This is a genomic window from Myroides sp. (genome assembly GCF_032073645.1).
GTDB lineage: Bacteria > Bacteroidota > Bacteroidia > Flavobacteriales > Flavobacteriaceae > Flavobacterium > Flavobacterium odoratimimum.
In genome coordinates this window covers 90,356-115,586 of sequence record NZ_DAMANB010000004.1, presented here as the reverse complement: position 1 = coordinate 115,586, position 25,231 = coordinate 90,356, and the positions used below count along the sequence as shown (strand labels likewise).

General features: G+C 33.9%; 18 protein-coding genes. 6 read left to right on the top strand and 12 right to left on the bottom strand.

The window, feature by feature from the left end:
• Positions 1–210 precede the first annotated feature (210 nt).
• From RT228_RS04485 to RT228_RS04460, 6 genes are all read right to left on the bottom strand, one after another.
• Entirely contained in the window at positions 211–3,081 is a 2,871-nt protein-coding gene (locus RT228_RS04485; protein ID WP_286393440.1) for a glycoside hydrolase family 3 N-terminal domain-containing protein, read from the bottom strand.
• Positions 3,082–3,166: 85 nt separating this feature from the next.
• On the bottom strand, positions 3,167–3,652 hold the full coding sequence (locus RT228_RS04480; RefSeq protein WP_006260980.1) for a hypothetical protein: 486 nt from the start codon (positions 3,650–3,652) through the stop codon (positions 3,167–3,169).
• 3 nt (positions 3,653–3,655) lie between these two features.
• Positions 3,656–4,447, bottom strand: coding sequence for a (Fe-S)-binding protein (locus RT228_RS04475; protein WP_006259199.1), 792 nt, complete (start codon positions 4,445–4,447; stop codon positions 3,656–3,658).
• A gap of 51 nt (positions 4,448–4,498) precedes the next feature.
• On the bottom strand, positions 4,499–5,824 hold the full coding sequence (locus RT228_RS04470) for a (Fe-S)-binding protein (RefSeq protein WP_006259200.1): 1,326 nt from the start codon (positions 5,822–5,824) through the stop codon (positions 4,499–4,501).
• 65 nt (positions 5,825–5,889) lie between these two features.
• The gene (locus RT228_RS04465; RefSeq protein WP_286406924.1) at positions 5,890–6,855 is read right to left on the bottom strand and encodes an MlaD family protein; all 966 of its coding nucleotides are present in this window, start codon (positions 6,853–6,855) and stop codon (positions 5,890–5,892) included.
• Between the two features lie 56 nt (positions 6,856–6,911).
• Positions 6,912–8,057 carry an N-acetylmuramoyl-L-alanine amidase gene (locus RT228_RS04460; protein ID WP_006263371.1) on the bottom strand — a complete coding sequence of 382 codons (1,146 nt, stop codon included), beginning with the start codon at positions 8,055–8,057 and terminating at the stop codon, positions 6,912–6,914.
• 121 nt (positions 8,058–8,178) lie between these two features.
• On the opposite strand from RT228_RS04460, the gene RT228_RS04455 reads away from it, so the two are divergent.
• Both RT228_RS04455 and RT228_RS04450 read left to right on the top strand, forming a co-directional pair.
• On the top strand, positions 8,179–10,878 hold the full coding sequence (locus RT228_RS04455; protein WP_025125614.1) for a putative LPS assembly protein LptD: 2,700 nt from the start codon (positions 8,179–8,181) through the stop codon (positions 10,876–10,878).
• Between the two features lie 60 nt (positions 10,879–10,938).
• Positions 10,939–11,319, top strand: coding sequence for a RidA family protein (locus RT228_RS04450; RefSeq protein ID WP_286385270.1), 381 nt, complete (start codon positions 10,939–10,941; stop codon positions 11,317–11,319).
• 75 nt (positions 11,320–11,394) lie between these two features.
• Here the strand turns inward: RT228_RS04450 and RT228_RS04445 are convergent, their stop codons facing one another.
• From RT228_RS04445 to RT228_RS04420, 6 genes are all read right to left on the bottom strand, one after another.
• On the bottom strand, positions 11,395–12,450 hold the full coding sequence (locus RT228_RS04445; RefSeq protein ID WP_286385269.1) for a linear amide C-N hydrolase: 1,056 nt from the start codon (positions 12,448–12,450) through the stop codon (positions 11,395–11,397).
• A 658-nt stretch (positions 12,451–13,108) separates the two neighbouring features.
• On the bottom strand, positions 13,109–13,483 hold the full coding sequence (locus RT228_RS04440) for a methylglyoxal synthase (RefSeq protein ID WP_006259206.1): 375 nt from the start codon (positions 13,481–13,483) through the stop codon (positions 13,109–13,111).
• Positions 13,484–13,491: 8 nt separating this feature from the next.
• Positions 13,492–14,337, bottom strand: a complete 846-nt coding sequence (locus RT228_RS04435) for a BadF/BadG/BcrA/BcrD ATPase family protein (RefSeq protein ID WP_006259207.1) — start codon at positions 14,335–14,337, stop codon at positions 13,492–13,494.
• Between the two features lie 13 nt (positions 14,338–14,350).
• A complete protein-coding gene (gap, locus tag RT228_RS04430; protein WP_006263367.1) occupies positions 14,351–15,352 on the bottom strand; it encodes a type I glyceraldehyde-3-phosphate dehydrogenase in 1,002 nt (333 codons plus the stop codon).
• Positions 15,353–15,378: 26 nt separating this feature from the next.
• A complete protein-coding gene (gene pfkA, locus RT228_RS04425) occupies positions 15,379–16,365 on the bottom strand; it encodes a 6-phosphofructokinase (protein ID WP_006259209.1) in 987 nt (328 codons plus the stop codon).
• A 71-nt stretch (positions 16,366–16,436) separates the two neighbouring features.
• Positions 16,437–20,882, bottom strand: a complete 4,446-nt coding sequence (locus RT228_RS04420; RefSeq protein WP_286395812.1) for a translocation/assembly module TamB domain-containing protein — start codon at positions 20,880–20,882, stop codon at positions 16,437–16,439.
• Between the two features lie 193 nt (positions 20,883–21,075).
• Between RT228_RS04420 and tsaD the strand changes: the two genes are divergently transcribed.
• From tsaD to RT228_RS04400, 4 genes are read left to right on the top strand one after another with little or no spacing between them, the layout of a single operon-like run.
• Positions 21,076–22,098 carry a tRNA (adenosine(37)-N6)-threonylcarbamoyltransferase complex transferase subunit TsaD gene (gene tsaD, locus RT228_RS04415; RefSeq protein WP_286395810.1) on the top strand — a complete coding sequence of 341 codons (1,023 nt, stop codon included), beginning with the start codon at positions 21,076–21,078 and terminating at the stop codon, positions 22,096–22,098.
• Positions 22,099–22,107: 9 nt separating this feature from the next.
• The gene (locus tag RT228_RS04410; RefSeq protein ID WP_073029034.1) at positions 22,108–22,812 is read left to right on the top strand and encodes a 16S rRNA (uracil(1498)-N(3))-methyltransferase; all 705 of its coding nucleotides are present in this window, start codon (positions 22,108–22,110) and stop codon (positions 22,810–22,812) included.
• An 11-nt stretch (positions 22,813–22,823) separates the two neighbouring features.
• Positions 22,824–23,915 (top strand): AI-2E family transporter, encoded by a 1,092-nt coding sequence (locus RT228_RS04405; RefSeq protein ID WP_131540786.1) that lies wholly within the window; start codon positions 22,824–22,826, stop codon positions 23,913–23,915.
• On the top strand, positions 23,916–25,094 hold the full coding sequence (locus RT228_RS04400; RefSeq protein WP_286395806.1) for a class I SAM-dependent methyltransferase: 1,179 nt from the start codon (positions 23,916–23,918) through the stop codon (positions 25,092–25,094).
• Positions 25,095–25,231 lie beyond the last annotated feature (137 nt).

Below are 25,231 nucleotides of genomic sequence, written 5' to 3'. Positions count from 1 at the left end.
TTTTTAACGAGTCTAATTAGATTATTTGTTTTAAATCATAATAATCACAATATCAACAAATTACCAAATAAAGACACCATCATTTCTATCTTAAGAACATAATGACATAATTATTCAACTTTCTCATAACAAACTAGATAACAACTAAGCACTAAATACAGTTCATAAAAAAAGCGTAGCCATCGCTACGCTTTTACGTCATATCTAAGTTTATTTTACTATCGACTCATAAATTACCTTCTGAATATCTTCTCTAATATTAGCCTTAGATAGATTATTCACATTACTATCAGGATAAGTTCTATTTGATAAAAATACAAATACTAAATCTTTATCAGGATCAGCCCAAGCCATTGTTCCAGTAAACCCTGTATGTCCAAAACTAGACATTGAAGCACATCCACATGTTGGACCAGGAGAACCTGGCTTTTGCGGTTTATCGAATCCTATTCCCCTTCTACTACCTTTACTACAATAAGCACACTCATTAAATGTATTAAAAGTATCTTCCGAGAAGAAACGATCTCCTCCGTATTCCCCTTTATTCAGATATAACTGCATCATTTTAGCTACATCTAACGCTGATCCAAACAACCCTGCATGTCCAGCAACTCCACCTTGCATAGCTGCTCCCATATCATGCACATATCCTTGTACAGTAGTGTAACGGTAATAATTATCTATTTCAGTAGGAGGAATTACATTCAAGTCAAATTTACGCAATGGTAAATAAGTTAAACGCCAAGCTCCCATCTTATTATAATACTCACTTTCCACTACTTGATCAAGTGTCTTGTGATATTTACTCTCCACAAATTCCTTCATCATAATAAACCCTAAATCACTATATTTATACTCCTTTTTAGATAATTTAGAATCTGCTATTTGTTGTAGGATTTCATTTGTATACCCTTTTTTAATATATAAATTCTCTGACACTTGAGTAGGATACTCTGGAGTGTAAAAGAAACTATATAAACTCGGATCAGGTCGATTATTCTCTGCTAGTGTACGTTTATAAAAAGGAATCCAAGCTGGTAAACCTGACTGATGTGTCAACAAATCTTTAAAGGTAATATCTTCTTTATCTGTATGTTTAAACATCGGTAACATCTGTCCTAGTTTAGTCTCCATTCTCACTTTATGATCATCATACATCTTTACCAATACTGGCAACGTTCCTAAGATCTTAGTTAAAGAAGCTAAATCATATAAGTCTGTATTTAAGACCTTTGTACTACCATCATAATTATGATGTCCGAAAGCTTTTTGGTATACTACTTTGCCATGACGAGCCACTACTACCTGAATACCTGGTGTATATTGTTTATCTATTGCTCCTTGAGCAATGGCATCAATTCCCTTTAACACATCAGGATCCATCCCTTCATTTGCTGCAGTAGAAAAACCTAAGCGATCAATAGCTTTCGTTTTAAGTCCTGTACCAACAGCGAAAGAACCACTGATAGAAACTGGTAACTTTCCTTTAGCTCCTATAGCCCCAAATAATACTTGAGCGGCAGCTTGCTGAGCAAATTTATTATTCTGATACCCTACTAACACAGTATTTACTTTATCTAAAGGCATTGACTCAAGCGCATACGGTTTAGCAAAAGATACTAACACAGTATTCTTTCTAGCGACTAAATTACGTAAAGTTGCCTTCTCTGTGTCTGACATATCGTGCTTACGCCATGGATTATCAACCTTGTGGTATCCTACAATAATAGTTGTAAACGCAGAAAGGTCTTCTAAGCTATCTCCTGTAATTTCTGTTACATCATCATAATTTTGTAACATATTTAAGAAGTGACTACCATCATCATCTCCTAACTTTACATAAGCTATCTTTTGTTTTTCTAAATGTTTAAAAGGAACTAACCTATCTTCATTCTTCGTTAAAGTCATTGCTTCTTCGTACAACTTCTGATTTAAATCATCGTAAACTGGAGCATTCAAATCCTTAACTAAGCTACCTGTTTCAATAGCAGAGAACTTCGTCATACCTGACTTGTACTTATATGCCAAAACCTTCTTTACTGAATGAGAAAGGCGTTCTTCTGATATTTCTCCTGCATTATAAGCAGCTAATATATTCGTTAGAGCAGTAGGTACATCTTCAGAGAAAAGTAATAAGTCATTTCCTGCTTTAAAAGCGGCTAAATCTACTTCTCCAGGTTTTAAAAAACTTGTTGCTGCTTTCATATTTAAAGCATCAGTAAAGATCAGTCCTTCAAAACCTAACTCCTCTTTCAACAACTTCGTTACAATATTATGAGATAACGAAGTAGGAATATCATTAGGTTCATAAGCGGGTAAATTTAAGTGACCTATCATCACACTAGACAGCCCTTCTTCAAATAACTTTTTATACGGATAAAATTCAACTCTATTTAAGCGCCCTTTATCAAAGTCTATTACAGGCAATTTGTGATGTGAATCTGTAGAAGTATCACCGTGTCCAGGAAAGTGTTTTCCTGTTGCGAAAATATCTTGACTCTGATATCCCTGCATAAAGGCACTAGCGCGATCTGTTACTATCTCTCTCGTCTCCCCAAAAGAACGCACTCCGATAATAGGATTCTTTGGATTAATATTAATATCTAATACAGGCCCAAAGTTAAACTGCATACCTAAGCGTTTGGTTTGTTTAGCCATCGCTTCTCCCACTTGATAAATCAAGTCCATATCTTGAACAGCACCCAATGTCATATTATAAGGGAAACGATAAGTATCTTCTAAACGCATACTCAGTCCCCACTCTCCATCTATACCCACTAACATAGGTACCCTACTTAAAGTCTGTAAACGATTAGTCATTTCTGCTTGACGAACAGGTCCACCTTGAAAGAAAATTAATCCTCCAATATGCTGTTCTTGCACAAGTTTCTCTAAACTCTGTACATGAGCCTCATTTTTATTAGAGTAAGCTGCAACCATAAACAGCTGTCCTATTCGCTCCTCTAAATTCAACGTATTATATACACTATCTACCCATTGTTTCTGTCTAGCTTGATTAAACTTAACCTGTCCAAACGCACTAGAAGCCACAAGAAGTAGTACAACAGTCAATCTTTTCATTAGTTTTTATTTTAGGTCAAAAAAAAATCACCATCAAAAGTCTATTTGATGGTGATTTTGATATCGTAAATATAAATATTAGAATCTATTTAAAAAAACGTGAATGCCAACTTTCAGATGCTGGAACTTCCCAAAATTCTCTAAACTCTCCTAAATCATTCACTAAATTATTGAATACAATCGTATTAGCTGATACAGACTTAGACTTTACTAAATCTTTAAATTCTAATAAAGTTTTAAAAGCAATGAATTCTCCTGTTTTATAAGTAACATTCATCTTATCTAGTAAGTCCACATTATACTTTTGTTCAATATCTTGAATCACACGAACTGAAGCATCTATTGAACATCCTGAAGCAGGGTGTATATCTTGATCCACTGCTAGCACTATAAATCTATTGTAAAAAATCTTATAAGAAGATGCTAATGGTGTAGCATGGGCAGCCCATTCTTCTGTAAAAGCTGCTAACTCCTTATCTATATCTTGAACCTCTTCATCTGAGAACTTACGATTAGATTGGTAAATCCAAACTCTCGAATGATCAGGCATTTCTTCAAATGGTTTAAACATATTTTATAAATCTTCTGCGTTTGCAATTAACTCAGCTACATCTAACACTTTTACTGAGCTTTCTTTTTCTTTAAACTTAACCCCATCTGTAAGCATTGTGTTACAGAAAGGACATCCAGCAGCGATAATCTCTGCATTAGTTCCTATAGCCTCCTCTGTACGCTCTACGTGTACTTCTTTATCACCGTGTTCTGGTTCTTTAAAAAGTTGAGCACCTCCAGCACCACAGCAGAAACCATTTTGTCTAGAACGCTTCATTTCTACTAACTCTGCATCTAATTTTTCAATCAATTGACGCGGAGCTTCATAAACTTGATTAGCACGTCCTAAATAACATGGATCGTGGAAAGTAATTCTCTTTCCTTTAAATTGCCCACCTTCTATAGTCAATCTTCCATCGTCTAAAAGTGATTTCAAAAATTGAGTATGGTGTACAACTTCATATTTACCACCCAAATCAGGGTACTCATTCTTAAGTGTATTAAAGCAGTGAGGACAAGCAGTTACGATTTTTTTAATTTCATATCCATCTAATACTTGGATATTCATCATTGCTTGCATTTGGAATGCAAATTCATTCCCCGCTCTCTTTGCTGGATCCCCAGTACAACCTTCTTCTGTACCAAGTACAGCAAATGATACGTTTGCTTTATTTAATATCTTTACGAATGCTTTTGTAATCTTTTTTGCTCTATCGTCAAAACTTCCTGAACAACCTACCCAGAATAACACTTCTGGTTGTTCTCCTTTTGCCATCATTTCCGCCATGGTAGGCACTACTAAATTTGCTGACATAATCTTGTGTTTATTGAGATAATCCTAAAAAAGGATTATGATAGTTAATGTTTAGTTTTCGTCTTTCCAGTTTAATCTGTCCATTTGGCTATATTGCCATGGAGCAGCATTATTCTCAACATTTTGCATCATGTTGTTTAACTCTACAGGAGCGGCACTCTGTTCCATCACTAAGAAACGACGCATATCCATAATAATAGAAAGTGGACTAATGTCTATAGGACATTCTTCAACACATGCATTACATGTATTACAAGCCCACAATTCTTCTGGTGTAATATAGTCATTTAATAATGTCTTACCATCATCAACAAACTGACCATTATTCGCATCTAATATCTTACTTACATCCTCTAAACGATCACGAGTAGACATCATTATCTTACGCGGAGATAGTTTTTTACCTGTTATATTCTGAGGACAAGAAGAAGTACAACGACCACACTCAGTACAAGAATAAGCATTTAATAACTGTACCCAATTTAAATCCATTACATCTTGAGCACCAAATTTCTCTGGCTCTCCTACAGGTTCTGCTGGTGCAGCGTATGGGTCTGCATTAGGATCCATCATTAAAGAAACTTCTTTCTTAACAGACTCTAAGTTATTAAACTCTCCTTGAGGTTGTAAATTAGCATAATATGTATTTGGGAATGCTAAGAAGATGTGTAAGTGTTTTGAATAATATAAATAATTCATGAACAACATCACCCCTACTATGTGTCCCCACCAACAAAAACGCTCAATGAATGCAACTGTTGCAGGATTAACTCCGTCAAATATAGGGCTGATAAAACTAGAAATAGGAAATGATCCTACTGCTGTATAATGTGTATAACCAATACTCTGAAGATAATAATCTGCAGCATTCATGATTAAAAAGAAACACATCAACACGGTCTCAATGTAGATAATATTATTCGCATCGCGCTTAGCCCAACCTTCCATTTCTGGTTGATTAAAACGTCTAAGTTTAATTATATTTCTACGAATCCAGAATACAACAACTCCAAAGATAACTAAGAAAGCTAGTACTTCAAAAATTCCAATTAATGCATCATAGCCTACACCTAAGAAGCTAAACACTCGATGTGTACCAAACAAACCATCAACGATGATTTCTAACATCTCAATATTAATAATCACAAAACCTACATATACAAAAATATGTAAGATAGCTGGGATAGGTCTTTTCACCATCTTAGACTGTCCTAAAGCTACGCGGATCATGTTTTTCCAACGAGCTGAAGGATTATCTGTTCGATCGATATCTCTTCCTATTTTGATGTTGCGGATTAGCTTCTTTATATTTTTGATAAAGAATCCAAACCCAACAACTAAAAGAAGTAAAAATAATACTTGGCCTAAATACTCCATAGTCGTAATAATTGTTTTCAGTAATTGTTAGTTTTTCTTGTTAGTTGGTTTAGCTGTTTAGTTTATTATTCCTTAACCTCTGCAGTTTTCTCTTCTTCTGTTGCTTGATAAGGTGTCGCTTTCTTACCAAATAAAGAGAAATGTACATAACGTTTTGGATGTTCTTTTAAGTCGCGTAATAAAGCTTCTAATTCTTTACTTGCTCCTTCTAAGTTACTATATAATTGTTCATCTTTCAATAATTTACCAACAGACCCCTTACCGCCTTGGATATCTCCCATGATTTTCTCCATACTTGCAGTAGCGTTATCTAAGTTAGTAAAAGTAGATTTGATATCCAAAGCCTTTAAATCTGTAGAAATAGAAGCAAAGTTGCTACTCATCGTGTTTAAGTTAGTCAACGTACCGTCTAACTTAGGCTGAGTCGCTGCAACCATCTGATTAGTAGCTGCCATTAACTTATTAGCACCTGCTAAAGTACCATCTAATTGAGTCATTGCGCTTTTTAAACTCTGCTGTGTATTCTCATCCATTATATTATTAACAGAAGCTAACATTGTATTTAAATTGGCTAAAGCCTCTTCTACTTTTAACTGTAAAGGTTCAATTTGTTTTGTCAACTTCTCAGTCATATCTAAAACTACCTCTCCTTTAAGCGTTTGTCCAGACTCAGCGAAATTTGTATCTCCAAATAAAGGATCTATCATAATTCCTTTACCTCCTAATAATCCAGGAGAGTAAATCTTAGCTACACTATTCTTAGATATATTTATTTTTTGAGTCATCAATAACTCAACTTTTAATTTTCCTGAAGTATTATCTAAATCGATCTTAGATACTTTCCCTACGACTAAACCATTAATGGTAACCGTTGAAGAAGTAGTCAATCCTTCTACATTATCGTATTCTACATAAAATCTAGTACTGTTATCAAATATGTTTCTCCCTTTTAAAAATGAGTAACCCCAAATGAACAAAGCAATAGCTCCTAATACTAAAATCGCTGTTTTAATTTCTCTTGATATTTTCAAAACTTTTCATTTTTATAACACGCAAAAATAAACTTTTATTTCTAAAGCGCTTGATATTATTTTAATGCTTCCTCTACTGTAATCACTTTACCATCCTTGAATGCTACAATAAATGCAGAACTGTGTCCTTTATCCTTTGCTACTTTCTGATTTTGTTTCGCTGTCTCATAGTCACTTGTCTCCCCGTAATAATATTTACTAAGATTTCCTACGCGCATTGTCGTCACTCCTCTTAGTCCTTTAAAATTCTCAGGTTTTAAAGCTAACACTTTTGATCCTGCTGCAATTTGCACTTTAAAAACAACTTTTTTAGTGTTTGAACTACTTTCTTTTCGAGAATTAGTAATTGTCTCGTTAGTTGTAGTCTTTCTACTATTATCAACTTTAGCCGTTGCTTTATCATTAGAATCTGCTAATACTAGAGTTTTACTACCTCCATAATAAGCTGCTTTATAATCAATAATCCCTTGTGCTATAGAACGTGCTAATTCTTTCTGTCCTTTACTTGAAGTCAAATAATTCCCTTCTGCTGTATTAGAAACAAACCCTAACTCTATCAATATACTAGGCATAAAAGCCCCGTGTAATACCCAGAACGGACCTTGTTTTACTCCTCTATTCTTTCTCTTCAGATCATTTGTAAAACCATCCTGTACTCTACTTGCTAAGTCAATACTCTGATGAATATAATCTTCTTGTAATAGCGTTAATCCTATAATAGATTCAGGCGATGACGGGTCAAAGCCTGCATACTTAGTCTTATAATCATCCTCCATCATAATCACCGAGTTCTCCGTCTTAGCTACATCTAGGTTAGATTTATTCTTACTAAGCCCCATTACATAAGTCTCAGTACCAGAAGCAGATTCACTATTAACACCATTACAGTGAATAGATACAAATACGTTTCCATTGTTATCATTAGCTAATACAGATCTCTCCTTTACTGGAACGAACACATCTGTCTTACGAGTATAGAACACTTCTATATCAGATTGTTTTTCTAATATCTTACCTACCTCTAAAGCTACTGCTAATACAATATCCTTTTCTACATTCTTCTTATGGTTAGTACCAGTATCTTTTCCTCCATGTCCAGGATCTAATACAACTTTAAATTTTTTCCCATTCTGTGCTTGTATAGAGAAACTCAGGAAAAGAATAGCTAGTAAGGCAAACAGTTTAGAACGACTGTAATTCATATAAATGATATTTATAACGTTTTATAATTTAAATAAAAATACATTTTCAAAAAAAATATATGTAAGTTTGACACGTTAAAAACAACGCGCTTAATTTTACAAAAATAGCATATATATAGGTTTGCGAACAAATATTTTTAATATCGTTTTCATTTTATTGGTTTTTGGAGCAACTTTAACACAAAAAGGGATTGCACAAGACAACAATAAGAAATTTACAGCTGTAAATACTACACTAAAAAGAGATTCTATAGTTACCACCTCAGACACTATAGACAAACTTGCTGTACCCTCTATCCAGGATACACTTAAAAAACAAAAAGACACCATAGTTCCTGCTAATAAACCTCTTCTCGAAGAGATGGTTTATAGAAAAGCAAAAGACTACGAAGCTCTAAACTTAGCAAAAAAAGAAATTACGTTATATAATGAAGCTGAAATACGCTATCAAGATTATGAACTAACTGCAGGTAAAATCATTTTCAATTATGAAAAAAACGAAATCTATGCAGGAGGTATTAAAGATAGTGTTGGTAATATGTCGCAATATCCTGTTTTTAAACAAGGGTCACAGATTGTAGAGCCAGATTCTATCCGCTTCAATACAAAAACTAAAAAAGCATTAGTCTTTAAATCTCGTACTTCACAAGGTGAATTTAGAATTAAAGCAGAAGTGAGTAAAAAGGAGAATGACTCTGTTTACTTCATGAAAGATGTAATCTTTACTACTGCTAAAGATTTAGATGATCCAGAATACTACTTCCGTACCAATAAGGTTAAGTTAGTTCCTGGCAAAAAAGTAGTTACAGGAGTTACCAATATGGTGATTGCTGATGTACCTACACCTCTAGGATTGCCTTTCGCTTTTTTCCCTATGTCAGAGAAAGCCGAATCAGGATTTATCATCCCAAGCTTTGGTGATACCAATCAACAAGGATACTATATTCAGAATGGTGGTTATTACTTTGCGATAAGTGATAAAATGGATTTAAACGTATTAGGGGATTATTATACCAATGGTAGCTGGGGATTGAGACTTAACAGTTCTTATGCTCAACGTTATAAATATAACGGACGTGTTTTAATCCGTTATGAAAACAATATCTTCTCTGAAAAAGGACTTCCAGATTACGCATCTAGTAAGCTATATAATATTCAGTGGAATCACAGTCAAGATGGTAAAGCTAATCCTAACTCGCGATTCTCTGCGTCTGTTAACTTAGGTAGTAGCCAGTACTTCAGACAATCAAACAATACCTATAACGTAGGAGCTTCTATGAATAACACCATGAGCTCATCTGTTAGTTACCAACGTACTTTCGAAAGTGTACCGCAAGTGAATATGTCACTTACTGCTACTCACTCTCAATCAACAAATACGAAGGAGATTAACATGACTCTTCCTACATTACAAGTAAACGTAGATCGTGTATTCCCTTTTGCACCAAAATACGGTTCTAAAAAAGGTATTATTAAGAACTTAAACTTCTCGTATTCTGTACGTGGAGAAAACCGTGTAAAAACACACGAAGATTACTTCTTTAAAAGAGAAATGTTCGACAGTTTAAACACAGCATTCCAACACAGTATTCCGATTGCAACAAACTTTAAAATATTCAAGCACTTCTCTGTAACGGCAGGTGCTTCATATAATGAAGTTTGGTACTTCAATACCATAGAGAAAAAATACAACGCACAAACTAATAAAGTTGATGACATTAGAGTAAATGGATTCGACAGCTTTAGAACATATAATGCTAATGCTAGTATTGGGACAACTATTTATGGTACATTCAACTTTGGAGAAGACAAAAGAATCCAAGCTATACGTCACGTAATGCGTCCAAGCATTGGGTATTCTTATACACCTAGTTTTGAACAGTACTATGACACCTATGCCATAGATGCTACAGGACAAACATTCCAAGATTATACTCGCTTCCAAAATGGTATTTTTGGAGCCCCAGGAAGATATAACTCTAATATGATGAACTTTAACTTAAGTAACACTTTTGAAGCGAAAGTTAGAGATGATGATAATGAAAAAGGTGAGCCGAGAAAAGTAATGCTTTTAAACAGCTTAAACTTCTCTACGAGTTATAATATGTCTGCTGACTCACTGAAGTGGTCTCCTGTACGTGTAAGTGCTGGTACAGCTCTATTTAAAGATAAAATGCAAATTAACTTTGGAGCGACACTTGACCCTTACGCATTAGACAACAACAATAGACGTATAGATACTTACAATATTAACAACGGAGGAAGTCTATTCCGTCTGACAAGTGCTAATATGACTGTAAACTGGTCTCTATCTAGTAAAGATGCCATGTTCGGTAATGCTGAAGACAAAAAGAATCAAAACTCTTTAGACAATGGTGGACGTGCTGATGATTTATTTGGTAGAGCTGTAGAATTAGGAAACCAGAAGAAAAGTACATTAGGTGATGAAGATGAAGACAAACCTTTTGGTGGTTTCTTTAATGCTAAACTACCTTGGGATTTAACCTTTGCCTACTCCATGACTTATAACAACTCATCGAGGCAGAACGAGATAGTCAATAACTCAGTCATGGTATCCGGAAATGTAGATGTCACACCTAATTGGAAAGTAGGTTTCTCTACTGGTTATGACTTTGTTCAGAAAGGAGTTACCTTTACTCAATTAAGATTTGAACGTGATTTGAAGAGTTGGAGAATGGACTTCTCTTGGGTACCTATCGGAACCTATACAAGTTGGGGATTCTTTATTGGTATACGCTCATCAATGTTAAGCGATATCAAATGGGAAAAACGTAAAGCTCCAGACAAAATATACAGATAAAAATAATTCAGAAAGAGGAGGCGTATTTTTACTCCTCCTCTTTTTTTAAAACTATACTTTATGAAGAAAATTATCAATTCAGACAAGGCACCTGCCCCTATCGGACCATACAATCACTCAGTAATGACTGGTGGTCTATTATTCATCTCAGGTCAAATTCCTTTTAATCAAGCAACAGAAACGCTTGTAACAACAGGTATTGAAGACGAAGCAAAACAAGTAATGGCTAATCTACAAGCGATACTAGAAGCAGCAAATATGACATTCGAAAACGTTGTTAAAGCAACTATTTTCTTAACAGATATGAATGACTTCGCTAAAGTAAATGAGATATACGGAAGCTTCTTTACAGCTGCTACAGCACCTGCTAGAGAATGTATTCAAGTAGTAAAATTACCTAGAAATGTAAATGTAGAAATATCTATGATAGCTTCTAAATAAGTAGAAAGCACAGTATTAAAAAGGGGTGATTATTAATTAATAATCACCCCTTTTTAATACTCTTATTTTTTACTTCTAGATTCCCATAAATTGAAAAGCTTTTGCTTTCTCTAATTTATTATTAACCAAACCTGCATATTGTTGTTTTTTAGAAACATCTAACTTCCTAACTCCTGACTTATCACTAAAGTCAATTGATTTTAAATCTAGCCACATTGGAGTTAACGCAATTGGATCCTCATAATAGTATACTAAGTTCTTTTGATCAGATACTGTTCTCCACTTAGTAGAAGACAAATTAGGCTCTCCATCTATATGCACTCCATATGGAACAGAAACATTTCTAATAATACTAAAAGCTGCTCCTATAGATACTTTTTCGTCATCACTTTGTTCTACTGCTTTTGCATAATATGAAGCACGTGCAAAACGATCTTCAGATCTACCTGTACCAGGTAACACTTTATTACCAGGCAAATAGTTCCAATAATCTCTAATTGCCAACTGCTTATCATATGTAGGTGAATTCGCTACCACAGTATAAGAAGAATCGTGATAAATTTTTAACTTTCCATCAATAAACTCAAAAATAGCATTATCTCCTTTTGCATCAGATATTGTTAAGTGTACAGTTGCCAATGAAGTACGCCCTGGTGTATTAGCCGTAACTACAATCAAAGGGTTCTTCTGTAAGTCAGTTACAGCTTCATTTACATCTGCATAATTATCTAACACATACTGAGCCCATGCTGCCAAGCTAATTCCTTTGTCCTTCCCATCAGGATTGTACTCTGGATATTGAGATTCTACTAACCAAAGAATATTAGCCACCAACCCTTTTTCATTCATTCCATCGGTAGTTGCAATATCAAATGCAGAAGTTATAACACTTCCGTACTTAGACTTCCATTTTATTGAAGCCTTCCCTACTTCTCCATTGCGTTCCATCCCTCTTGGAAACACCCATATATTAGGCATAATCTCTTCTTTCCAGTCCATCGAACGCGCTGTGATAACAGTATTATTTGGCCCTTTATAAACAACTCTTGTACATGCATCAGCTTCAGTCAATCCAAAGATAAATGCTCCCAAAACAAAAGCTCCTGTAAACACTCTTTTTATTCTTTTCATAATAAACATAGTTAAGTTCCTACTAAATTAGCTATTTAATTAATCACTCAAAAGCAATTAAACAAAATATAACATCTTTTATCTTCCTTCTTAAATAAATTACTATTTTTAAAATAAACGATTTTTACTTTAAAAATATACTAGGTTGTTCCAAACACCATGCCTATTTATTTTTAGGTGTTCTTTTTAATCTAATACAGACGAGAGTATTCTAATCTTATTGAAATCAATCTTTAGCGAATCTTAGATTCAACCAACAAACGTAACAGTAATTAATATTTTTAAATTAAAACATAAATTACAACTTCGATATTTATGAATAATCAGAACGTTCAGCTTGCACTTTCTAGGGGATTACTAGGGGTTTTCTAGGGCTTTCCTTGCCCAGAAGGTGTCTTTCTCGAAGAAATGTGCAAGAAACCCGCAAGCAAACCCCTAGCAAGTCAATACAAAACTATCTTTAGCATCTCAAGTAATATTGAGAAGAAATGGAGTTCTTGCTAACAACTCTGTAAATGAGCTATTTAAATATTTTTCCCATTTGTAATTGCTAAAAACTAATTGTCACACGTACGCAAGTTTTTACCTACAAAAAAAGGCACATAATACTTATGCGCCTATTCCCTTTATATTTGTCTAGTTTTTTTCTAGAATTTCCTTACTTAATTGTACTGATAGCATTTAACAACAACTGAGCTGAAGCTTCATTTGTTGCCAAAGGTACATTGTGTACATCACATACTCGTAATAACATATTAATGTCTGGCTCATGAGGGTGTTTTCCTAGAGGATCTTTAAAGAATAGCACCATGGCAGTCTTTCCTTCCGCTACTCTTGCAGCAATCTGAGCATCTCCCCCTAATGGTCCAGAAAGCATACGCTTTACCTTAAAGCCTGCATCCTCTGCCATACTTCCTGTAGTTCCTGTACCAATCAATGATATTCCTTCACTTGATAGAATTTCTCTGTTTTTTTTGATAAACTCTAACATTTCTTTCTTCTTAGCATCATGTGCTACAATTGCTATTTCCATACTTGTTATTATTTATGATATTCAATTAATCCGTCTAGTGGCTTTTGAATTATTTTTCCGACCTGAATATTATGTTCAGCCATCACTTCTCTAAACTCATCTTGTAAAAAATATGCCACAGAACCCACAAAGTGTACAGGTACACTAGTATACTCTGGGTTATTCTTTATATAGTGATTTACAAAAAAAGATATTTGCTCTCTAATCATTTCTTGAAAAAAAGCTTTATCCTTATGCTCAATCAAAAAAGGCAAAAAGGAAGCCATATAAGCATTAGGGTTTTCTTTCTTATAAAAATTGTACTTCACTACATCAGCATCTACATCATATTTACTTTTAAATAAATCTGCTAATTCTTTAGGCATCATTTTTAAAAAGAAACTCTTGATCATTAATCTACCAAGTGCACTTCCACTACAATCATCCATAGCCATAAAACCTAAGGACTCTATTCTCTGATATACTTTCTCTCCATCAAAGTAAGAGACATTAGATCCTGTACCATTAATACAGACTATTCCTTTTTCTCCTTTGCCTACAGTCGCGTAAATAGCCGCATAAGTATCTTCGTGAACATTAATGTTTTTACAATTCGCAAAGTAATCTTCAGCAAATCTTTTAACGATATTTTTTGTACGATCAGACCCACACCCTGAACCATAAAAATAAAGTTCTTTAACCTCGTCTTTATTCTTACAGATATCAGGCACTGTATTAACGCGGGTAAAGAACTCATCTAAAGTAATAACTTCGGGATTTAGTCCTAAACTAGTCACCGAAGTTATAACATTATTATTCTGGTCAAAGAAAATCCAATCAGCCTTAGTGGAACCACTATCGACGATTATTTTCATTTAAACTATTTAATTATTTTAAATTATTCATTAAGATAGCCATATCAACCATCTTAGCAGAATAACCATACTCGTTATCATACCAAGCAACAAACTTAAAGAAAGTACTGTTTAATCCAATACCTGCTTTAGCATCTACAATACAAGTATGCGGATCAGATACAAAATCTTGAGACACAACATCCTCTTCTGTATAAGCCATCACCCCTTTTAGTTCGTTCTCACTTGCTTTCTTCAATACAGCTAATACTTCTTCATAAGATGTTTCTTTAGCTACTTTAACTGTTAAATCTACAGCAGATACGTCAGCAGTAGGAACACGCATAGACATCCCTGTAAGTTTTCCTTTTAATTCTGGAATAACTTTACCTACAGCTTTAGCAGCACCTGTAGAAGCAGGAATAATATTATTCATAGCAGAACGTCCACCTCTAAAATCTTTCTTAGAAGGTCCATCTACTGTAAACTGTGTAGCTGTTACAGCATGTACTGTAGTCATTAAAGCTTCTACAATACCAAAATTATCATTAATAACTTTAGCTAATGGCGCTAAACAGTTAGTAGTACAAGAAGCATTAGAAACGATTGTATCTGTAGCTTTCATATCTTTCTCATTCACTCCCATAACATACATTGGAGCAGTTCCTGATGGAGCAGAGATTAATACTTTCTTAGCTCCTGCATCGATATGTTTTTGCGCGCTATCTAATTCTTTAAAGATACCTGTACAGTCAGCTACTACATCTACTTTTACTTCATCCCATTTTAATAAAGAAGGATCTTTCTCAGCTGTTACACGGATTGTTTGTCCATTCACTACTAAATGACCATCTTTTACTTCTACAGTTCCATCAAAACGACCGTGAACAGAGTCAAACTTAATTAAATAAGCTAAGTGCTCTACAGCCATTAAATCATTAACTGCTACTATCTCAACATTAGGATTCTTTACAGCTTCTCTTAACATTAAACGTCCAATACGTCCAAAACCGTTAATACCAATTCTTGTTTTCATAATTCTATTTCGTTTTATTATTTCTTTTAAATTGTGATGATATCAGATACTCTAAGTAGTTCCTGATCTATTGGAGAATGACCTTTTACTGCTTGTTCTAATGGTGTAAGCGCTACTTGATCATTGATTAAACCAACCATATAGTTGCGTTCTCCTGCTAATAACGTTTCAACCGCTTTCACACTCAATCTACTTGCTAATACACGGTCGAAGCAAGATGGCGCTCCTCCTCTTTGCATATGTCCCAATACAGACACACGCACTTCGTATTCTGGCAAATTAGTTTCTACGTATTCTCCTATTTCAAATACATTTTTACCTAATTTTTCACCTTCTGCTACGATAACTATACTAGATGATTTTCCTGATTTTTTACTTTTCTTTAGAGATTCTAGTAGACGCTCCATTCCCATATTCTCTTCTGGAATAAGAATCTCTTCTGCTCCAGCTCCAATACCTGCATTCAGTGCGATATGACCTGCATCTCTCCCCATAACTTCTACAAAGAATAAACGTTTATGTGAGCTGGCAGTATCTCTAATTTTATCTACAGCATCTACTACTGTATTTAAGGCAGTGTCAAACCCAATAGTATGACTTGTACCGTGTATATCATTATCAATAGTACCTGGAATTCCCATTACTGGAATGTCATACTCCTTGCTCAATATCATAGCTCCTGTAAAACTTCCGTCTCCACCAATAACAATCAATGCATCAATACCTGCATTCTTTAAGTTCTCATAAGCTGTTTTACGACCTTCCTCAGAACGGAAAGCTACGCTTCGAGCTGTTTTAAGGATAGTACCTCCTTTATTAATAATGTAATTTACATCACGAGGACCCAATACTTCAAAATCACCTTCAACTAATCCTTGAAATCCTCTAAATATTCCTACACACATTACATCGTGAAAAGAACAAGTACGAACAATTGCCCTAATTGCTGCGTTCATCCCTGGAGCATCTCCTCCAGAAGTTAAGACACCGATCTTTTTAATCGCCTTACTCATATTTTATCGTTTTGAGTAAATTTACGAATAATAGACCATTTTAACAAAAATAGAAGCCCCTTATTCTACCTCTATTTTGTTAAATTATAAGTGTCTGACGGAGCTGTAGATGACTTCCTTCTATTCTCATAAAACTTGATAAAATCCCTATTAAAGTCAGAGTCTGGCAACTCTTCTGATCGGTTAGTATCTTGCTTTTTATTCTTACTTTGGTCTTTTTCTCTTGTTTTAGCTCTATTTAAGATTTTTGAGATCAATTCTTTAAAAGTATCAAAATCTACTTCATAAGACAATCCTACACCTTGCGTATATCCAATCCCTTCACCGATATAGTTAATATCATTTTCGCGATTAAATACTCTTGCACTTAAAGACCCTTCTTCATTAAGGCGTAACATCACCTCTACATCCCCTACGATCACAGACTGCTCTACTCCTCCTACAGGTACACCCAGTTTACCATTGACAGAAATACGATCGTTAACTTTAGTCGAGAAGGTTACCCCTACACGTCCTTCCGTTTGTGTATAAGGATTTCGCTCTCCTTGTGCATAGTTTAACCCTACTTTAAACTTATCATCCTCATCAGAGAATATCTCATCAAAAATACTACTAGCACGCTCAAATAAACTTCCTGCTAATGTAGAAGAAGAGTTATCAGAAGAGAAGAATGCTCCTGTAGCTAACAGAGCCATCGCTTGACGCTCACGCATATCACGTTCACTCAGCCTATAATCTAATTCTGACTTCACTACAGAACTCACTGTTGGGAAGTTGATTTCAAAGTCTACCTCAGGATTACTTAAACTACCATTTAAGACAATAGCAACATCTGTAGGTACTTTTCTATTGATAATAGAGTTATCTATGATTACACTTGGATTTGCATCTGTATGATAAATTGCCTGCAAGTCTAACATTGCATTCATAGGATCTCCATCCCAACGAATCGTACCATACTTCTTCACAACAAATTTCTTATCAATCAATCCACCATATCGGAAGTTATATTCTCCTTCATACGCCTGGAAGTCACCCCACATATTAAACTTACCTAAAGTGTTTATCTCCATCGTGATAAATCCTGCTCCTCTACCTCGCATAGCATGTCCTGACTCACGATCTAATATAATTTCAATCTCTGCATCAGGAGTTAATACAAACTCAAAGTCAAGCTCTATACCACTGTTTCGATACCTATACATATCATACTCTTTTCCTTTGAGACGCAAAGCCTTTTCTTGAGGCGATAAGAAGTGTATAAAGTTATTCTCACCAGTACCTTGCGCTTCTTTCAACGGAATCTTAATAGCGGTTCCTTTATTAGATGTCGCATTAATATTAATAGCTAACATCTCTACAGGTCCACTTAACTTAGCCATTCCATTAATAAAGGCTTTACCATAATAGATACTTCCCTCTTCGAATTTAGTATCTAAGGCTAATAAATTAGGAGAGGAAAGCACTAAATTCAATGCCCAATCATTAAACGCCTTATGAGAAATATCACCGTCTATAATTCCTTCAGTTTTATGTTTTGAATCTATAATACGCACTTTACGCAATATAAACTGACGCTCTGTTAAATCTAAAGCAGCATCTTCTTCAAAATTATAATCTACTCCAGTGAACTTAGACTTCATACCTGCCTTATTTAGGTGTAATCGTCCATTCACCTCAGGTTTCTTCGCTGTACCCTGAATATTAATTTTTCCTGATGTAGTTCCTCTTACATCAGAAACAATTGTTTTAAGTAAAGGTTCTATCGGTTTAACAGAAAAATCTTTAAATCCTGATTCTAGATTTAATTGCATCTGTTTATTGACAATAGCTAAATCACCATTTAAATAGAACTTTTCTTTCTCATTATCCACAATGCTAGACTGAACTTTAAAGTTCTTTAAACGCTCATCTCCGTCAACATGGAAAGCTAAATCTCCTAGCCTAACCTTATTGACAGCTAGTTCATCTATATTGATATTTACCTTAGGTTGGAACACATCTTTAACCTGAGAGAAATGTAAATCACCATCTATATTACCAGCGAACTCTAGATTAGAAATATCAGGGGCAAACTTAGCTAAGTCTACTTGCTTAAACTCTAAATCAAAGTGTTTGTAAGTTGAATCTCTTACTGCGCCTGTCAGATTGACCTCTTGTCCATTATGTGATAATGATAAATCATCAATAGTAAAGTCCTCTAACTTCTTATTAAAAATAACTTTATTCTTCTTATTATCACTTTCATTAATACTCCACAAGAAGTCTTTTAGGAAGATATCTGACTTCTTAAACCCTACTACAGATAAGTTTTCTTCATTAATAGTGTGGTATAAGTTCAGATTAAATTTATCTTTTCCATGCGTCCCTCCTTTAAACTCAGAACGAACAAATAGTGTATCATTATGAGTCAAGTTTAATAAATTAAAATCTGTGATACGATAAAACTTAGATTTCATACTATCCAGTGAAACATAAGTATTATATAAAGGGTTAGAGTTATTTACATCTAACAATACATTGTAAAAATTGAAATCTTCAATACCAATACTTGGTGAAGAGAAGTTCAGTTTAAAAATATTATCATCGTTATCTATATTTCCCTCAACATGTGTTGATGCACTTAAAGTCAATTGTGGCAAAAACACCTCTATTAACCTATTGTGTACTGTAATGTCAAAATCTAGATATTGTTCTTCTTTAATCTTATAAGGTGAGTAGTTAGTATATAAACTTCCTAGTGCATTAGTAAACAATGCTCTTAAATCCTTAAACAAGAACTTTCCTTTAATATACCCCTCTATTGCCTCCTGTGACACAAAAGAAATAAGACGTTCATTCTCTGGATTAAATTCCGAATTTAATGTAAAATGACCGAATACATACTCATCTTTACTATTGATATAAGTAGTATTTCGCATTGTAAATGTACCTGCTAAATCATCAAGAGTATTACCTGAAGCTTTAAACTCAAACTGTCCTTTAAATTTAGAAAGTGTATCATTTACTAAATGTAATGCATATAAATCTGCGTAGTCAACATCTGCAATGAAATCATAGTTCTTAACTTCTGAACTCAAATCTATCATCCCATTAAAGTCTAACTGCAAATTAGGGTCTTGGCTGTGTACTAAACCGCGATAATAAGGCATCTTTAACAATCCATCTACCGCAATATTCGTGTACTTATACTTAGCGAAGTCAAAAGAGAACACATCACCTTTAATACTTGTGTTTAAAGATTTTTGATTAAAACCAACTCCATCAACCTCTAAATCTACAGAAGTCAAACCAAAATTCTGGTTCTTTATAAATTCTCCTAAGTCAAACTTCTCTAAAACAATATCCCCTTTATAAGCAGCTAGATTAGGATTATCAAGATTTACTATATCTATAACAGCTTTTCCTTTTCCAATAGACGTCAATAAATCAATATCTGTTTTTAGGGTGCGCTTCGTCATCTCGATATCTCCTTTGATATCTACTTGTCCAAGATTAGTTAATTCTGTAGGTAGTAGTTCATGCAATAACTCAGGCATTAACCCTACAATGTGATCACGAGTAATGAATAGTCGATCCACATTAGCCTTCATCCAGAACGGCTTTACTTTATCGAATACATTTCTAAAACTAAATACCCCTCTCACATTAGACATATTGTCATCTACTAGATTTACATTTTTCATTGTAAAATCGTTCATCACACCATTAATATGCCCTGTAACATATACCATCTTGTTTTCTGCGAAAATACCTGTAAAGGCATTTAAATCTGAGGAATTCAGCACTGCTTTTCTAATCTCAAAATCCCAATTCACCTTATCTACGAAGTACTTCATATCTCCTAAAGCATAAGTGAACTTAAGATCTCCTTCTATAGCCGACTTTTTCGTTTGTAAATCTAGCTTCTCCATAGAGATACTAGTTTTAGTATGAGTAAAATTACCTGATAGATTTGTCACGCCCATACCCCAGTTATCCTCAAAACTAGATTTCAAAACATTAGCATAAATATCAGGTCCTTTAATAAAGAAATCTTCTACTTCTCCATTAATATTTTTAAAATCTATTGCTACTGGTGTTTCAGCTTCATCGTCAGAAATAATTAAATGAGTATTTTTAATTGTTAGATGAGAAGATTTTAGTCTAAACTTACCTTCCCCCTCTTTTCCATCATCAAATGCATTAATCAACTGATCTAAAGTTGTAAACTCTTCTCCTTTGTATTTATGTATTCTTAAATACAGCCCATCTACCTTAGTTTTACCAAAATATAATCTCCCTTGAATAAGTTCATTAAAATCTGAAATACTCGTTGTAAAGGCTTTTATTTCTATAAAATTAGTATCGTGATTATCCTTTGCAGTAACCTCTTTCAATGTAACTCGACCAAATACACTGACTGCTAGTCTTTCTATCTCTAACTTAGTACCAAACTGGCTATTAATCTTCTCCATAGCTTGCTGAGCCAGAAAGGTTTGAACCACAGGCAAAGACAGTGCCCCTGCAATGATCACAACCAAGCTAAAGACAGCCAATAATAGGCGAAAAAGTATTTTATTAAATTTTTTGATAACTATTAATGTTTTAAATTTGCCCCAATCTACTCGTGGTTTCTTATAAAAACCAAACAATAAGCAAATTTATATAATTTTCCATAGGGTTGGGTAGATTTTACCTTAATAAATTATACAATTATAGAATATTAAAATGTCTTTAAAACCTACCTATATTTTAGCCATAGAGAGCTCATGTGATGATACTTCTGCCGCAATCATGGCTGATAACAAAGTATTGTCAAACATAGTCGCAAGACAGGAAATACACGAAGAGTATGGAGGTGTTGTTCCTGAACTAGCATCTCGTGCTCATCAACAGAACATCGTTCCTGTGGTTGACATTGCTCTTAAAAAAGCAGGAATAACGAAGGATGACTTAGATGGTATTGCCTTTACACAAGGCCCTGGACTAATGGGGTCACTATTAGTAGGCGGATCATTTGCCAAGAGTTTATCTCTAGCTCTTGATATCCCATTAGTGGCTGTAAATCATATGCACGCCCATATCTTATGTCATTTTATAGATGAAGAAGGATATGACAAACCTGAGTTTCCTTTCTTAGCAATGACCATCTCAGGTGGACATACGCAAATCGTGAAGGTAAATAGTTTCTTTGACTTAGAAATACTAGGAGAAACCACAGATGACGCTGTAGGAGAAGCTTTTGACAAATCTGCTAAAGTGCTGGGATTCCCTTACCCTGGAGGTCCTTTAATTGATAAATATGCTAAAGAAGGTAATCCTAAAGCATTTGTTTTTACAAAACCTAAAGTAGACAGACTGAACTTTAGTTTCAGTGGTTTAAAAACACAGTTCCTTTATTTTATTCAAAAAAATGTAGCCACTAACCCTAATTTTATTGAAGAAAACAAAGCTGATATATGTGCCTCTATTCAGTATACCATTATCCAAATCTTACTAGACAAGCTTAAACTTGCAGTTAAAGAAACGGGGATTAAGCAAATCGTTATTGGTGGTGGTGTATCTGCTAACTCTGGTATTAGACAAGCGCTTAAAGAAGGAGAGAAAAAATATAAGTGGAAAGCATTCATCCCTAAATTTGAATATACAACAGATAATGCTGCTATGATTGGAATAGTAGGGTACTATAAATACAAAGAATCTATTTTTGCTGATTCTTCAGTAGTTTCTAAAGCACGTATTGAATTCTAAAACTTAAGTATGCAATTATTTTATTCGCCAGAAATCGAAAAAGGACAAACATCTTTCACTTTTGATAAAGATGAAAGTAAACATATCATCAAAGTACTAAGACGTAAAATGGGAGATCTCCTATATGTTACCAATGGTAAAGGTACTTTATTTACAACCAAAATCACTTTAGACTCAGACAAAAAATGTGTTACTGAGATTATCGATTCTGAAGATCAAGCTCCTACTCCATTTCGCCTACATTTAGCCGTTGCTCCAACGAAAATGAACGAGCGTTATGAATGGTTTTTAGAGAAAGCAACAGAAATAGGGATACACGAGATAACGCCAATTATTTGTGACCATTCTGAGAGAAAAATAGTAAAGACAGAGCGATTTGAAAAAATTATTCAATCCGCAATGAAACAATCTTTACAATATCATTTACCTATTCTAAACGAACCAATAAGCTTAAAAGACTTTTTAAATCAAGATCATCAAGGAGAAAAATATATTGCTCATTGTGAAGAAACCGAAAAAGTCTTACTAAAAGATAGCATAGATATTCACAAAAATTATTTACTTTTAGTAGGTCCAGAGGGAGACTTCTCTACCAATGAAATTAACTTAGCATTAGCAAAAGGATATCGACCAGTATCACTAGGACATACAAGATTAAGAACAGAAACAGCCGCTTTAGTAGCCGTGCATAGTTTCGTATTTACAAATGAATAAAAATCATTATTATGGTGGATGCTAAGACGATTTCTAAAGGAATAATACGTGCAGTTATAATTCTATTTTCTCTTGCTGTATTAGGTCAAATGCTTTTGCAAATTAGTTCAATATTTATATATACTGGATTTGCCTTTGTATTGGCTTTAATTGGCAAGCCTATTGTAGAATTTTTAAGAAGAAAACTTCGTCTATCTAAAGTATTTGCTGTTACTTTGACAGTTATCCTTTTCTTAGCCTTCTTCCTAAGCTTCATATTCATGTTTATCCCTTTATTCACTACACAAGCTCAAAACTTGTCTGTATTGAATACATCACACCTACAAGAAGATTTCAATGGCCTTATACGCAAGATAGACTTCTATTTAGACACAAAAGGATTCAGCTTAGATAAAATAATAGAAGGAGCTAATTTCCGATCTCATTTAAAGTTAGACTTTGTACCTAACCTATTTAATACCATACTAGGTTTGCTAAGTGAATTTGGAATGGGAGTTTTTGCTATTCTATTTATCACCTTCTTCTTTTTAAAAGATCAAGTTTTACTTGAATATCAATTCAAAAAGCTATTTCCTAGCAAGCACGAGATTAAAGTTTTGAAATCAATCGATAAGATAAACAACCTTCTATCACGTTACTTTTTAGGTCTAGTTGCACAGATGTCTATAATATTTGTACTCGCTTTTATCCTATTAGCAGTAGTAGGAGTTAAAGGAAGTCTAATGATTGCCTTCTTAGTCGCTATATTGAATATCATTCCATACATTGGACCTCTTATTGGTAATATATTATCTGTCCTATTTACGATGTTAAGTTTTATAGGTGATAACTTTAGTGAAGTTACCTTACCTAAGGCAATTACCGTAATGCTTGGCTTCTTATTTATACAACTAATAGACAATGTTATCAATCAACCTTTAATCTTTTCTAATAGCGTTAAATCACATCCACTAGAAATATTTATTGTTATTCTTGCAAGTGGAATGTTTGGAGGAATATTTGGTATGATAGCGGCAGTGCCTATTTACACTTGTATCAAAGTAATTGGTAAAGAATTCTTACCAAACAATAAATTTGTACAATTACTCACAAAGAAATTATAATTGAAAACAGAACTATTCTTATCACAAGAAGTACAACAATATATACAAGATCATTTAAATAGTGATCTAACTAAAATAGCATTTAAAAAGAGCCCTTTTGAAGATATCTCTATGAGTGACTTATTAACTCAAATAGAATCAAAAAAGAAAACTAAAGACAAACTACCAACTTGGTTTGAAACAGAAAATATCCTGTTCCCAAAAAAGCTTTCTATAGAACAAACCTCATCCGAACCTTGTGCATCTTATAAAGCTTCACTAATATCTGGTGACACTTTGATAGATCTAACAGGTGGTTTTGGTATAGACTGTTATTATTTTAGTAAAAACATAAAGCAAGTATTGCATTGTGAGATGCAAGAAGACCTTAGCGAAATAGTTCGTCTTAATAATCAGGCATTAGGAGTTGATAATATTAAGTGCCATACTGGTGATAGTTTAGACTACTTGGCTCAACATAATCAACCATGGGATTATATCTATGTAGATCCACATAGAAGAAATGACTCTAAAGAAAAAGTGTTTTTCTTAAGTGATTGCGCCCCTAATGTACCTGAGCATCTAGATTTATTATTTTCTAGAAGTACTAATATCTTGATTAAGACTTCTCCTCTACTAGACATACAGGCTGGTCTAAACGAATTAAAACATGTAAAAAACATTCATATCGTAGCTCTTCATAATGAAGTTAAAGAACTATTATGGATATTAGAAAAAGACTATACAGGATCTGTTGAGCTTAATGCTGTTAATCTTACAAAAGACGATACACAACTATTTATTTCTTCATTAGACGATAATAGTACATCACTATTCAGTGAACCTAAACAATATCTATATGAGCCCAATGCAGCTATATTAAAGACAGGTAGATTTGACGCAATAAGTAAACAGTTTAATTTACACAAACTACACCCACATAGTCATCTCTATACTAGTGATGCATTAATTGATTTTCCTGGAAGAAGATTTACAATAGACCAAATCATTCCATATAATAAACAAGAAGCAAAAAAACACTTGCTAAATACAAAAGCAAATGTCACGACTAGAAATTTCCCTATAAAAGTTGAGGAAATTAGAAAGAAATGGAAAATAAAAGACGGAGGAGATACGTACATTTTTTTCACTACAAATATCAAAAGTGAACGAATCTTTATTATTTGCTCACGAACATAACTCCTCTAAAGGTCATATAGTATTTAATATGGCCTTTTTTTATATCATAAGGACACTTAAATTATTTAAGCAATAGGGATATTTAAAAAAACACATACGTTTATCACACTATTTACAATAATACTATTGCCTTATTA

Excerpts from the sequence above, each read along its gene's own strand:
- RT228_RS04485 (WP_286393440.1), bottom strand. The coding sequence starts at position 3,081 with ATGAAAAGATTGACTGTTGTACTACTTCTTGTGGCTTCTAGTGCGTTT.
- RT228_RS04480 (WP_006260980.1), bottom strand. The coding sequence starts at position 3,652 with ATGTTTAAACCATTTGAAGAAATGCCTGATCATTCGAGAGTTTGGATT.
- RT228_RS04475 (WP_006259199.1), bottom strand. The coding sequence starts at position 4,447 with ATGTCAGCAAATTTAGTAGTGCCTACCATGGCGGAAATGATGGCAAAA.
- RT228_RS04470 (WP_006259200.1), bottom strand. The coding sequence starts at position 5,824 with ATGGAGTATTTAGGCCAAGTATTATTTTTACTTCTTTTAGTTGTTGGG.
- RT228_RS04460 (WP_006263371.1), bottom strand. The coding sequence starts at position 8,057 with ATGAATTACAGTCGTTCTAAACTGTTTGCCTTACTAGCTATTCTTTTC.
- RT228_RS04450 (WP_286385270.1), top strand. The coding sequence starts at position 10,939 with ATGAAGAAAATTATCAATTCAGACAAGGCACCTGCCCCTATCGGACCA.
- RT228_RS04445 (WP_286385269.1), bottom strand. The coding sequence starts at position 12,450 with ATGAAAAGAATAAAAAGAGTGTTTACAGGAGCTTTTGTTTTGGGAGCA.
- RT228_RS04440 (WP_006259206.1), bottom strand. The coding sequence starts at position 13,483 with ATGGAAATAGCAATTGTAGCACATGATGCTAAGAAGAAAGAAATGTTA.
- RT228_RS04435 (WP_006259207.1), bottom strand. The coding sequence starts at position 14,337 with ATGAAAATAATCGTCGATAGTGGTTCCACTAAGGCTGATTGGATTTTC.
- gap (WP_006263367.1), bottom strand. The coding sequence starts at position 15,352 with ATGAAAACAAGAATTGGTATTAACGGTTTTGGACGTATTGGACGTTTA.
- pfkA (WP_006259209.1), bottom strand. The coding sequence starts at position 16,365 with ATGAGTAAGGCGATTAAAAAGATCGGTGTCTTAACTTCTGGAGGAGAT.
- tsaD (WP_286395810.1), top strand. The coding sequence starts at position 21,076 with ATGTCTTTAAAACCTACCTATATTTTAGCCATAGAGAGCTCATGTGAT.
- RT228_RS04410 (WP_073029034.1), top strand. The coding sequence starts at position 22,108 with ATGCAATTATTTTATTCGCCAGAAATCGAAAAAGGACAAACATCTTTC.
- RT228_RS04405 (WP_131540786.1), top strand. The coding sequence starts at position 22,824 with ATGGTGGATGCTAAGACGATTTCTAAAGGAATAATACGTGCAGTTATA.